Source organism: Pseudomonas defluvii, from assembly GCF_001695625.1.
In the GTDB taxonomy this organism is placed as follows: domain Bacteria; phylum Pseudomonadota; class Gammaproteobacteria; order Pseudomonadales; family Pseudomonadaceae; genus Aquipseudomonas; species Aquipseudomonas defluvii.
Map to the genome: position 1 here is coordinate 1 of NZ_MBPN01000121.1, position 12,545 is coordinate 12,545.

The window sequence follows — 12,545 nt, forward strand, 5'->3', positions numbered from 1 at the left end:
CTCCGAAGAAATCAATACGCTGTCAGGTATAAAGCGCCGCCCCGGCGGGCACATCGTCAAAACGGGGTATGGCCGCATGAAGCGGCCATTTCAGGGCCGCTTCAACGGCCCCCGATTCAACTGCCCCAGACACGCTGGGCCGCAGGCGCTTCAACAAGAATCGCATCGACGACCGGGCCAATTTCCTCGACCTGCCAAAGCCCGCCCTTGTCACGGGTGGTGCCGGTGCGCCAGCCATCGCCGAGAGAGATGCGCCCGCCCTGGCTCTCGAAAACCTGCCCCGTGACATGGGACGATTCAAGGCTGCCGAGCCAGACCACCAGCGGTGCGACGTTTTCCGGGGCCCAGGCATCAAAGCTGCCGTCCTCGGGCTTTTTCACCACGTCGGGCATGGCGCTCTCGGTCATGGACGTCCGTGCCGCCGGTGCCAGGGCGTTGGCGGTGACCCCATATCGAGCCAGTTCAGCGGCCTGCACCAGGGTCAGTGCGGCGATACCCCCTTTGGCAGCGGAATAGTTCGACTGCCCGATCGAGCCCTGCAGGCCGGCACCGGAGCTGGTGTTGATGATTCGCCCGGCGACCGGGGTTCCCGCCTTGGCCAGGTCACGCCAACGACGCCCCAACAGGTTTGCCAGGCAATAATGTCCCTTGAGGTGAACACGCATCACCGTGTCCCAGTCCTCTTCCGAGAGGCTGATAAACATTCGATCGCGCAACACCCCGGCATTGTTGACCAGTACATGCACCTCACCGAAGGCCGCCAACGCGGCGTCGACGATACGCTGAGCGGTGTCCAGGGTTGTAATGTCGTTGCTGTTGGCGATGGCCTGGCCGCCACTGGCGCGGATCTCGCCAGCAACATCCTGCGCCGCGTCGGCACGGATATCGTTAACCACCACATTGGCGCCTTGCGCGGCGAACGCCAACGCGTAGGCGCGACCGAGCCCACCGCCAGCACCGGTAATGATCACGGTGCGGTCTGTGCAAATAGCCATGTTTGACTCCTTTGACTGCAAGGCCGCGCGCCCTGAGGGCGGCGGCACGGATTGATTGAGGGAACGGGACTACAGGCGCTCGATAATGGTGACGTTGGCCTGGCCACCGCCTTCGCACATGGTTTGCAGGCCATAACGGCCACCGCTGCACTCCAGTTCGTGCAGCAAGGTGGTCATCAACCGTGCTCCGGTGGCGCCCAGTGGATGGCCAAGGGCGATGGCGCCGCCGTTGACGTTGGTCTGCGCCGGGTCGTAATCCAGCTCCTTGGCCCAGGCCATAACCACCGACGCAAAGGCCTCGTTGATCTCCACCCGGTCGATATCAGCCATGCGCATGCCGGCCTTTTTCAAGGCGTGGCGCGTCGCCGCAATCGGGGCGGTCAAATGCCAGATCGGGTCATCAGCCAACACCGTGAGGTGATGAATACGTGCCCGTGGCGTCAGGTCGTAGCGCTTGAGGGCGGCCTCCGACACCACCAGCAAGGCGGCCGAGGCATCACAGGTCTGGCTGGAGACGGCAGCGGTGATCGAAGGAAACTGTGGATCTACCGGTTGCAACTCGGCCATTTTTTCCAGGCTGGTCAGGCGCGGTGTTTCATCATGCTGCAGCCCCTGGCAGGCGACGATCTCGCGGGCAAAGCGCCCACTCTCGATAGCCGCCAAGGCGCGGTGATGGCTCTGCAGGGCGAACACTTCCATCTGCTCGCGGCTGATCTGCCAATGGTCGGCGATACGCTGCGCGGCGTAGAACTGATTGACCGGCTGGTTGGCGAAACGCGAGCGCCAGCCTTCGCTACCGGAGAACGGGTCAGCAAAACCCAGCGCTTGCCCGGCCAGCATCGCCGAGGAAATCGGGATGCGCGTCATGGTTTGCACACCGCCCACGGCAACAACGTCCTGGGTGCCGCTCATCACCGCCTGCGCGGCAAAATGCAGCGCCTGCTGCGACGAACCGCACTGGCGATCGACCGTGGTACCCGGCACGTTCAGCGGCAACCCAGCAGCCAGCCAACTGGTGCGGGCGATATCCCCGGCCTGTGAGCCGATGGTATCGACGCAGCCAAAAATCACATCGTCATAGTCTTCGCCGGGAATGACGTTGCGCGCCACCAGTGCCTTGAGCACATGGGCACCCAGATCAATCGCGTGAACCTCCGACAGCGCCCCTTTGCGCTTGCCGGTCGGGCTGCGCAGCGCATCGACAATATAGGCTTGTGCCATGAATCACTCCTCGAAGGTATGCCCTGGCCCGAGTCGGGCGCCGTCGGCGAACAGGTAGTCGCTGACACGCGACTTGTGGAAGGCACGGTCACCCCAGGATGCGTCGAGCGACCAGGCGCGTTTCATGAACATCTGCAAATCGACTTCCCAGGTGTACCCCATGGCGCCATGCACCTGGATACCCTTGCGCGCCGCCAGCCAGCTCGCTTCACAACAGGCCAGGCGCGCCTGGGAGACCCAGAGGCTGGCATTGCGCTCACCCCGGGCCAGGCCATGGGCGGCACGGTAGAGCACCGGTTTGGCCTGTTCGATTTGCCGGGCCACATCAGCCAGGTGGTGCTTGACCGCCTGAAAGCTGCCGATCGGTTTGCCGAACTGCTTGCGCTGGGCCACGTAGTCAACCGACAGGTCGAGCATGCGTTGCGCCAAGCCCAGCAGTTGCCCGGCCACCGACAACGCGCCACGGTCGAGCAACTGGGCCTGCAAGGTACGCCCTTGCTCTGCGCTGGCGATCAATGTTGCCGGGCTGGGGTTCCAGGTCACCCGACCCAGGCGCCGCGAGGCATCGATACTCGGGTTGGCCTCGACATCAACCTCCGCCCGCGGCACGACATGAATGTCATCCCCATCAAGCAAGATCAGAACTTCGGCCAGTTGCGCATCACTGACCAGCGGGTTGACCGGGTGACCGATGGCCAGGCGCAAGCTGCCCTCGGCGATACGGGGCAGCAGGCGAGCACGCGCCGGATGCGCTGGCGCCAGGCCTGCAAGCAGGCCCGTGGCGACATAAGCGGTGTCGGCCATGGAGTCGGGAATGGCGTAGTAGCCCAACTCCTGGGTCATCAAGGCCCACGCCACGTCATCCATGCCCAGGCCACCTTCAGCTTCGGGCACCGACAGTGCAGTAAGGCCCTGGGCGGCGATCTTGTTACGCAGGTCGGGCGAGCGCCCGGCATCGGTTTCCCAGATTTCGCGGAGCATTTCCGGCGCAGCTTCGGTCATCAGAAAACGGCTGATGGCTTCGCGAAACGTGAGCTGGTCATCGGTAAAAGTGAAGTCCATGGCCTGTTCCTTACTTCGGCAAGCCGAGCATCCGCTCGGCAATGATGTTGCGCTGGATTTCGTTGGTACCGGCATAGATCGGCCCGGACTGGGCGAACAGGAAACCCTCCAGCCAGCCCGCCGCATCGCCAGCGACGGGTGCAGTGGCCAGCAACTCACCGCGCGCGCCGAGAATGCGCATGGCGGTCTCGTGCATCTTCAGGTCCAGTTCCGACCAGATGATCTTGTTGATGCTCGACTCGGCACCAATCGCCTCTCCCCGGCTCAGCCGGCCGACGGTGTGGTACGCAGACAATGCGTAGGCCTCGGCGCCCATCCAGGTCTCAAGCACGGCGTCACGCAGGCCGGGGTCGCGGTCGGCGCTTTCGCGGTTGGCCTTGTACAGCTCGACCAGCTTGCGGGCGGTGTGCTGGAAACGTGCCGGTGAACGCAGCAGCAACCCGCGCTCAAAACCGGCAGTGGCCATCGCTACATGCCAGCCTTGCCCCTCGGCGCCAATACGGTTGCCGACCGGCACCCGCACGTCGTCGAAAAACACTTCGGCGAACGCGTCCTTGCCATTGAGGGCCTTGATCGGGCGAATACTCACCCCCGGCGCATTCAGTGGCACCATCAGGAACGACAGGCCGTGGTGCCGGGTGGAGCCCGGTTCGCTGCGGAACAGCCCGAACAGCCAGTCGGCAAAGATCGCCCGGGTAGACCAGGTTTTCTGACCGTTGATGACGTAGTGTTCACCCTCAAGTACCGCCTTGCTGGTGATCGCCGCCATATCAGAACCGGCATTGGGCTCCGACCAGCCCTGGGCCCACATGTCGGCACTGGCCGCCATACGCGGCAGAAAACGTTGTTTCTGGTCGGTGGTGCCGAACTCCATCAGCGTGGGGCCCAGCAGTAATTGGCCGTTCTGGTTGACGCGCATCGGCGCCCCGGCACCGTAGTACTCTTCCTCGAAGATCAGCCACTCGATAAGGTCGCAACCGCGGCCCCCCAGTTCAGCGGGCCACATCACCATCGACCAGCGACTTTCAAACAGCTTCGCCTCCCAGGCGCGGTGCTGCTCAAAGCCTTCGCGGGTGTCGTAGCTGGCCAGCGGTTCACGCGGCAGATTGTGTGCCAACCACGCGCGGACTTCGGCGCGGAAGGCTTTTTGTTTTGGCGTGTAAGTCAGTTCCATGGCGTTCTCTCAGAACTTGGCGTCGCGTTTTTCGACAAAGGCCCGACGGGTCTCCGCCGAATCGGGGCTGCTGTAGGCCTGTAAAGTGAAGCCCTGCTCCCAGCGGTATTTGTCTTCCAGGTTGCCGTCTTCGATACCGTTCAAGGCCTCCTTGGCAATGCGGATCATCCCCGGGCTTTTCGCCGCGATGCGCGCAGCGATTTCCAGTGCGGTTTCACGCAGTTGATCCTTGGGCACTACCTGTTCGATAAAGCCGTATTGCTGAGCCTCGATGGCACCAATCGAGGCGCCGGTAAAGAACAGGTAACGGACCTTCTGCACCGGAAACAGCCGCTGCAAATGCGCGCCGCCGCCCATGGCGCCGCGATCGACCTCCGGCAAGGCAAAGGTGGCGCATTCGGAGGCCACGACAATATCAGCCGCGCCGGTAATGCCGATGCCACCGCCGAGCACGAAACCGTGCACAGCGACAATCACCGGCACCGGGTTGCGGTGTACGGCCTTGAAGGTCGCGTAGTTGCCCGCGTTGACCTCGACAATGCGCTCCGGGTGAGCGTCCAGTTCCTTGATATCCACCCCGGCACAGAACCCCCGGCCTTCAGCGCGGATGACGATGACGCGCACCTCGGGGTTGGCTCCGAGCGCTTCGATCTGCTTGGCCAATGCCAGCCACTCTTGGCTGTCGAGTGCATTGACCGGTGGTTTGGCGATCACAAGTTCCGCGATCCCCTGATTGAGCTGCGTGGTAAAGGCCTGGTTCACAGGGGTTCTCCAATGCTGGCGGGATGATGGGGTTGGCACGGCTCGGCGGTGGGTTGGCAACGGGCCAGGAGCGCGTCGAGGCACTGTTCGGCTTCATCGGCGATGCCTTCGATCACCTGGCGGCAACTCAGCAGTTCGTCGATTGCCGCAGCCACCTGGCCGCTGGGCAAGATGCCTTCGTCCGGGTGCCCATCGACCATTGAACGCTGCAGCAGCACCGGCTGGTTGGCAGCCATGACCACCTGCGACAAGGCGGACGGGTCTTCGCGCAGCGACCGGAAGAACACCCCGGCCATATGCGCCAGGCTCATGCCAGTCTGCTGTTTCCACTGCCAGGCACTGCCCAGGGCAATGCGCAACCGGCCAAAAGGCCCGGCCCGCTCCAACTCATTGATAAACCGGTTTTCGATCATTCGGTGGCGCATGCCGTCCACCGCAGTGGTCACCCGCACGTGCTGTGGATCGGCCACCTTCAGGTAACGCTCAAGCGTCGCGCGCGGGGTTGGCGACTCGCGGGTCATCAGAAACCGCGTACCCATGGCAATCCCGCTGGCACCTGCCGCCAGCACCGAGGCCAGGCCGCGCCCGGTGGCATAGCCGCCTGCAGCAATCACCGGTACGTTGACCGCCGCCAAGACTTGCGGCAACAGGATCGAACTGGGTACGCCGCCGGTGTGGCCACCGCCCTCGCCGCCCTGAATAGTGATGAGGTCGGCACCCAGTTCCACCGCCTTCAGCGCATGCTTGAGCGCACCCACCGTCGGGATGCACAGCACCTTGGCCGCCTTGAAACGGGCGATGGTCTGTTTGTCCGGCCCACGGCCATAACTGACAGCACGCAAGCGGTACTGGATGGCCAGATCAACGCATTGCGCGGCGTTGTCCTGAAACATGTGGAAATTGAGCCCGAAGTTGCTGCCACCAGTGGCGTCGATCACCTTGCGGATCTCGCCTTCGAGCTCATCCGCGGAAATGGTCGCCCCCGCCAGGAAGCCGAAACCGCCGGCCTGAGTGGTGGCGATCACAAGGTTCGCGTCGGCGACCCAGCCCATGGCGGTTTGCACGATCGGGTAGCGACAACCCAGGGCCTCGGTCAGCGGTGTGTTCAACCAGCGACTCATACGGATTTATCCTCGGCTGTGGCCGCCAGCTTGTTGGCCTGGACCATGCCTTTGGCATCGAAGCCGCCGAGCTTGTCGCCGGAGAGCAATTCGTTGTGGGCATGGGCGAAGTGGTGCCAGGCAAACGCCGCGTCCATGGCACTGCGCTTGCCTTGAAGGTCCTCGACATGGTTGATGGCCTGCTTGGTCAAGGCCAGGCCCATGCGCGGTTGTCGGGCAATACCGGCGGCCAGCGCGTAGGTCGCCTGTTCCAGTTCCTGCGCCGGCACCAGCCGATTGACCATGCCCATCTGATAAGCCCGTGCGGCGCTCATGCGGTCACCGCAGAACAGGAATTCCTTGGCGATGCGCGGGTTCAACTCGTACGGATGGGCGAAATACTCAACGCCCGGAATGCCCATGCGCACCACCGGGTCCTGGAAGAACGCGTCCTCACTGGCGACAATCAGGTCGCAGACCCACGCCAGCATCAGCCCACCGGCCACACAGGCGCCCTGGACCATGGCAATGGTCGGCTTGGGCAGGTCACGCCAACGGCGGCACATGCCCAGATAGACTTCCTGTTCACGGGCGTACAATTGCTCCCCGCCCGGCTTGTTGGTGTGGTCCCACCACAGGTGTGCCCGCTCGAACGGCTTGTTGATATCGCGCCCTGGGGTACCAATATCGTGCCCTGCCGAAAAATGCTTGCCGTTGCCGCGCAAGACGATGACCTTGACGCTGTCGTCGTCGACCGCCTGGCGAAAGGCGGCGTCCAGCGCATAGGTCATCTGCGAGTTTTGAGCATTGTTGAAGGTCGGTCGGTTCAGTGTCAGCGTGGCAATACCCTCGGCCACGCTGTACAGCACCGGTGCATCTGTCTCATAGACCGCCTGGTCTTCGCGGACGACGAATTCACTGTCGCGGCTGTGCATGTTCGCTGTCCTCGCCTCAGGCCGTACGGATACCGGCCGGGTTGCCCTTGATCGCCGAGGCCCGGTAATCGTGGGGGTCAAGTCGGCGGATCAGCGCCAACTGCTCGGCGCTGGGGTGCGCGGTTTCCTGCAAGTGCGCAGACTTGAGCAACGGGAAGCCGGTCTTGTCCTGAACCTCGTCGAAACTCACCCCGGGGTGCAGGGTGCGCACTTGGGCGGCACGTTGCGGGCCATCGAAATCCAGGGTGCAGAGGTCCGTGACCACCCGGCGAATGTCCATCAGGTCACGGCGTACCCCCTCCGGCCAGCGCTCGGCCTTGAAGCCGACGCCCGAGACCATGTCCACTTCACCGCTGACGAACACCCGTGTGTTGTGGTTGGGCACAAAGAACGAATTGAGGTGGTTGATGCTGTTACCCGGCAAGCCGCGCACCCCCAGAATCGCGGTCTTCGGCTTTTGGTAGTCGCCGACGCACGACAGGTTGGTCTGGCCCCAACGGTCGATCTGGGTTGGCCCGATCATCGCGTGACGGCGGCCGCCCCAGACGCATTCGAACACACGCTCAAACGACAGATAGCCCGAGTAGCGCGGCACGAAATCGCCACGCGGCCCAAGCGGGATAGGCTCTTCGACCAGGAAGGCCTCGCTGTCGGTCATCAGCAGTTCAGGGCTGTGGGTCAGCTTGGCCAGGCTTGCGCCCAAACGGGGGATCACGCCCAGGCCCGAGGCGATCACCTCGCCATTGCCGCGCCAGGCTTCGGCTGCGGCGACAATCATCAATTCCGCGAGGGTGAAATCACAGGTTGCAGACATTGTTCATACTCCTCAGAACACGGGTAGGGGCAAGGCGCCCATGCGTACGGCACCGCCGTTCTGCGCTTGATAGGCCTGCTCGCCACCCGCCACGTAAGTCTCGACATAGGCGTGCCAGCCGTTTTCTTCCTGGCTGCTGGCGACATAGCGCTTGAGATGTTCCAGGTCCCAGCCGTAATCAGACGGGCAGGAGGTCGGGTGCGCACCCAGCGGCGCATGCACCACACCGGTCACCAGATAACGCTCGAAGGTATTGAAACGGGCCAGTTCGGCACTCAGCTCAAGGCGCTCTTCAAGCGTTTCGCACGAGACAAAGCACTGCGCGGCGGCACGGGCGAACAGGTGATCGAAATACGGGTCTGGCCCGGTCACCAGGCAGTTGCCCAGGCGGTCCGCGACGTTGACATGCAGGAACGCCACATCGAGGTTCAACGCGGGCATCGCCAACAGCACTTCACCATCGGCATAGGGCGACTGAATCGTCTTGAGTTCCGGGTTGAGACGGGTCACATCGGTGGCCAGCCCGCAGCGGGTCGGCAGGAACGGCAAGCGCATGCCGGCAGCGCGCAGCCCCCACTGGAACATACCTTCATCCAGCTCAAGCAGTTCCAGCTCACCGGCTTCACGGGCCTTGCGGTAGTAAGGCTCGAGCGGAATGGCGTCGAGGGTGGCGAAACCGAACACCAGCTTGCGCACCTTGCCCGCCGCACAGAGCATGCCCACCTCGGGGCCGCCGTAGGCAACCACGGTCAGGTCCTTGACCGGCGAACGGAGGATCTCGCGGACAATCGCCATCGGCTTGCGCCGCGGCCCCCATCCACCGAAACCGATGGTCATGCCGTCACGCAATTGAGCAACCGCATCGGCCGCTGTCAGTTGTTTGTTCATGTGCAGGTTCCTTACTGTTGGCCGACCGAAAAGTCGTGCCCCCAAATGCTCACGCGGGTGAATTCGAACGCCGAGTGTTCGGCCCAATCGACTTGCAACCCGCCGTAGCCGTATTCCAGGTCAAAGCCGGACGGCGTCTTCATGTAGAAACTGGTCATGCGGTCGTTCAGGTGCTGCCCCAACGTCGCCGACAGGCGCACGTCATGTGCCAGCAGGCGGTCATGGGCACGGCCAACCTCGGTCATCGAGTCAACCTCGACCATCACGTGCACACAGCCCGACGGCACCGGGTACTCGGCCAGCGCCAGGCTGTGGTGCCGGGCATTGCGGCAATGCAGGAAATGGATACGAATCGGCGCGGCCGCCGGATCAGGACGGAAGTTGAAAATGTCCGACAGGCCAAAGCCGAGGACGTCCTTGGCGAACGCCAGCGTTGCGTCGAAGTTCGGTGCCGGCAGCACGGTGTGCCCCAGCCCCATGTCGCCGGTAACGAAACGCGGCACCCCCTGGGGCGAGACGAACGGCTGGCAGTCGGAGCGATGCCCCCAGCTCAACTCATGACGGTTGCCGGACGGGTCGACCAGCGTCGCCAGTGCCTGCACGCCGCGCTGCTCGACCTGCGCGGCACTGCCCAGCTCCCACTCAACGCCGGCCTGGGTCAGGTGCTGAAGTGCATCACTGAACGCCTGCTCGGAACCCAACTCCCAACCGGAGGCCAGATAACGCGCTTCGCTGCCTTCGACGATCAGCATGCGGAACGGCCGCTCGTCCATTTTCACGTACAGGCCGCCACCTGGCGCCGGATGGACCTGCATACCGAGGACGTCCTCGGCGTAACGCTGCCACTGGCTGAGGTTCTCGATCTGCGAGACGAAATAGCTCAAACCGCGAATGTCGATCATGCCTATGTTCCTCAATGGCTGAGTTCATTGCCTGATGAACATTGTGCAAACCCGCAGCGCTGCCTTCATCGTCCGTTGAGACTACGCAACTTGGCCATTCCCGGGCCCTTGGGTAGATGGCGGACTAGTCCGTTTCAATGATTCGGCAAAAAGCCGCGCAACCCTAGACTCGGGCATCCATCCGCCCAGCAGAGACAGCCCCATGGAGTTCGCCTTTACTCAAGAACACGAGATGATTCGGGACAGCGCGATACGCTTTCTGACACAAGTCAGCGACTCGCATGCGGTACGTGCCGCCATGAGCCGCCCTGACGGCTACGACCCTGCCGTCTGGCAACGCATCGGCCAGGAGCTGTACTGGCCCGCCCTGATGGTGCCCGAGGCCTTGGGCGGCATGGGCCTGGGCTTTGTCGAGCTGGCGATCCTGCTCGAACAAAGCGGCCGTTACCTGCTCTGCTCACCGCTTTTTGCCACCACCTGCCTGGCGACTCCAGCCCTGCTGCTGGCCGACAACGCCGCATTGCAGGCCACCTGGCTCAACGCCATTGCGGCCGGCACGACCACTGCCAGCCTGGCCTTCGCCAGTGGCCCGGGCCTGGACGCCAACAGCGTGCAGACCGAGGCCCGCCCCTGCACCGGCGGTTTTCGCCTCACAGGTACCTATACCCAAGTGATCGATGGGGCCCAGGCCGACCTGCTGATCGTCGCGGCGCGTACCCCTGGCAGTCAGGGCGAACACGGCATCAGCCTGTTCGCCCTGCCTGCGGATACCGCGGGCGTCGTGCGCCAGGCACTGCCGACGCTGGATCAAACCCGGCGCCTGGCCCGGATCGAACTGCACGCGGTAGACGTGAGCGACGCCCAGTTGCTGAGCGCAACCGGCCAAGGCTGGCCGTTGCTGCGCGACACCTTGCAGATCGCCGCCATCGGCCTGGCTGCCGAACAGACCGGCGGCGCGCAACAGGCCCTCGACCTGACCTTGGCCTACACCGCCGAACGCCGGCAGTTCGGCCGCAGCATCGCCAGCTTCCAGGCCATCAAGCACCGCTGCGCCGACATGATGCTGCAGGTCGAATGCGCCCGCTCGGCAGCCTACTACGCCGCTTGCGTAGCCCAGGAGCGCCTTGATCCAGCGGGCGATGCCGCCGTCTCGAGCGAGCTCGATGCAGCCGCCGCAACGGCCAAGATCCACGCCAGCGAAGCGTTCTTCCACTGCGCCGCCGAGTCCATTCAACTGCACGGCGGCGTTGGCTTCACCTGGGAATATGACCCGCACCTGTACTTCAAGCGGGCCCGTGCCAGCGAGCAGTTGCTGGGCACACCCGCATTCCACCGCGAGCGCCTGGCCGCGCATCTATTTGGAGAGCAACCATGAAAATCGGTTTCAACAACGAAGATGAAGCGTTCCGTCGACAGGTTGCCCAGTGGATGACCGAACACCTGACAGGCGACTTCGCACCCCTGCGTTTTCGCGGCGGCCCTGGCGACGAGCACAGCTTTCCTGCTGAACGCAAAGCTTGGGAGCGAACACTGGCCGCTGGTGGCTGGATCGGTGTGGGCTGGGCCAAGGAGCACGGTGGGCGCGGCCTGAGCATCAGCCAGCAGGTCATTTTCCATGAAGAATACGCACGCGCCGGCGGGCCTGGACGCATGGGCCACATCGGCGAAGGCCTGGTCGGGCCGACACTCGCCGCGTTCGGCACCCCAGCCCAGCAGCGGCGGTTGCTGCCGGGCATCCTCAACGGTACTGAATTCTGGTGCCAGGGCTATTCCGAGCCCGGAGCCGGCTCTGACCTGGCGAACGTGCAAACCCGCGCCCGGCTTGATGCCACCGGCGAGCACTGGCTGATCAGTGGCCAGAAAGTCTGGACCTCACTGGCCCACGAGGCCGATTGGTGTTTCGTCCTGGCCCGAACCGAGCCGGGCAGCAGCGGGCATCATGGGCTGTCGTTCCTGCTGGTGCCGATGGCCCAGGAACAGATCCGTGTGCAGCCTATCCAGCAACTGACCGGTACCAGTGAATTCAATGAAGTGTTCTTCGACCAGGCCAGCACCTCGGCTGACAACCTGATCGGACAACCCGGTGATGGCTGGAAAATCGCCATGGCCCTGCTGGGTTTCGAACGCGGGGTATCGACGCTGGGTCAGCAGATGCAGTTCCAGAACGAACTTGACGAGATCATCCGCATTGCCCGTGACAACGGCGCCTCCCGCGACCCGTTGCTGCGACAACGCATTGCCCAGGCCTGGGCCGGGCTCAAGGTGCTGCGCTACAACTCGCTACGGATGCTGTCCGGGCCGCAGGACGGCAGCCTGAGCCGCGAGGCCATGATCTATAAACTGGCCTGGTCGACCTGGCATGCCGACCTTGGCAAGCTGGCCATGGACGTGCTGGGCAGCGAGGGGGAGATTCTCGAAGGTGCGCCTTACCAATTGAGCCGGTTGCAGTCGCTGTTTCTGTTCACCCGTTCCGACACGATCTATGGTGGCAGCAACGAGATCCAGCGCAATGTCATCGCTGAACGGGCCCTGGGGATGCCGCGCGAAGCGCGTGTGCGTGGTTGATACACAGGTTCTGGGGCAGTGCATACGTGGCGCCTGCATCGCGGGCAAGCCTGAACTGGTCAAGTAAAAGTGGACACCGCTTTAGGTTTCACGCCGCCAGTTTCTCCATGGCTACAGGCGACCGATA

12 protein-coding genes are annotated in these 12,545 nt (G+C 63.6%); 2 read left to right on the forward strand and 10 right to left on the reverse strand.

Going from position 1 to position 12,545, the window contains the following annotated elements; genetic code table 11:
* Positions 1-116: 116 nt before the first annotated feature.
* The 10 genes from EKA13_RS22930 to EKA13_RS22975 all read right to left on the reverse strand — a co-directional run bounded on the left by EKA13_RS22930 (position 117) and on the right by EKA13_RS22975 (position 9,853).
* Positions 117-995, reverse strand: coding sequence for an SDR family oxidoreductase (locus tag EKA13_RS22930; protein ID WP_065761505.1), 879 nt, complete (start codon positions 993-995; stop codon positions 117-119).
* Between the two features lie 69 nt (positions 996-1,064).
* Positions 1,065-2,216: an acetyl-CoA C-acetyltransferase gene (locus tag EKA13_RS22935; RefSeq protein WP_065761506.1), complete on the reverse strand. Its 1,152-nt coding sequence runs from the start codon at positions 2,214-2,216 to the stop codon at positions 1,065-1,067.
* A 3-nt stretch (positions 2,217-2,219) separates the two neighbouring features.
* Positions 2,220-3,278: an acyl-CoA dehydrogenase family protein gene (locus EKA13_RS22940; RefSeq protein WP_065761507.1), complete on the reverse strand. Its 1,059-nt coding sequence runs from the start codon at positions 3,276-3,278 to the stop codon at positions 2,220-2,222.
* 10 nt (positions 3,279-3,288) lie between these two features.
* Entirely contained in the window at positions 3,289-4,452 is a 1,164-nt protein-coding gene (locus EKA13_RS22945) for an acyl-CoA dehydrogenase family protein (RefSeq protein ID WP_065761508.1), read from the reverse strand.
* A 9-nt stretch (positions 4,453-4,461) separates the two neighbouring features.
* Positions 4,462-5,214: an enoyl-CoA hydratase family protein gene (locus EKA13_RS22950; RefSeq protein ID WP_065761509.1), complete on the reverse strand. Its 753-nt coding sequence runs from the start codon at positions 5,212-5,214 to the stop codon at positions 4,462-4,464.
* A complete protein-coding gene (locus tag EKA13_RS22955) occupies positions 5,211-6,335 on the reverse strand; it encodes an NAD(P)H-dependent flavin oxidoreductase (protein ID WP_065761510.1) in 1,125 nt (374 codons plus the stop codon). The genes EKA13_RS22950 and EKA13_RS22955 overlap by 4 nt, the downstream gene beginning before the upstream one ends.
* On the reverse strand, positions 6,332-7,249 hold the full coding sequence (locus EKA13_RS22960; RefSeq protein ID WP_065761511.1) for an enoyl-CoA hydratase: 918 nt from the start codon (positions 7,247-7,249) through the stop codon (positions 6,332-6,334). Before EKA13_RS22960 ends, EKA13_RS22955 begins: the two co-directional genes overlap by 4 nt.
* Positions 7,250-7,265: 16 nt before the next feature.
* Positions 7,266-8,063: a CoA-transferase subunit beta gene (locus EKA13_RS22965; RefSeq protein WP_065761512.1), complete on the reverse strand. Its 798-nt coding sequence runs from the start codon at positions 8,061-8,063 to the stop codon at positions 7,266-7,268.
* A 12-nt stretch (positions 8,064-8,075) separates the two neighbouring features.
* The gene (locus EKA13_RS22970; protein ID WP_065761513.1) at positions 8,076-8,951 is read right to left on the reverse strand and encodes a CoA transferase subunit A; all 876 of its coding nucleotides are present in this window, start codon (positions 8,949-8,951) and stop codon (positions 8,076-8,078) included.
* A gap of 11 nt (positions 8,952-8,962) precedes the next feature.
* Positions 8,963-9,853 carry a VOC family protein gene (locus EKA13_RS22975; RefSeq protein ID WP_065761514.1) on the reverse strand — a complete coding sequence of 297 codons (891 nt, stop codon included), beginning with the start codon at positions 9,851-9,853 and terminating at the stop codon, positions 8,963-8,965.
* 202 nt (positions 9,854-10,055) lie between these two features.
* On the opposite strand from EKA13_RS22975, the gene EKA13_RS22980 reads away from it, so the two are divergent.
* Together EKA13_RS22980 and EKA13_RS22985 are read left to right on the forward strand one after the other, a co-directional pair.
* Positions 10,056-11,228 (forward strand): acyl-CoA dehydrogenase family protein, encoded by a 1,173-nt coding sequence (locus tag EKA13_RS22980; RefSeq protein ID WP_065761515.1) that lies wholly within the window; start codon positions 10,056-10,058, stop codon positions 11,226-11,228.
* Entirely contained in the window at positions 11,225-12,418 is a 1,194-nt protein-coding gene (locus tag EKA13_RS22985) for an acyl-CoA dehydrogenase family protein (RefSeq protein WP_065761516.1), read from the forward strand. Before EKA13_RS22980 ends, EKA13_RS22985 begins: the two co-directional genes overlap by 4 nt.
* Positions 12,419-12,545 lie beyond the last annotated feature (127 nt).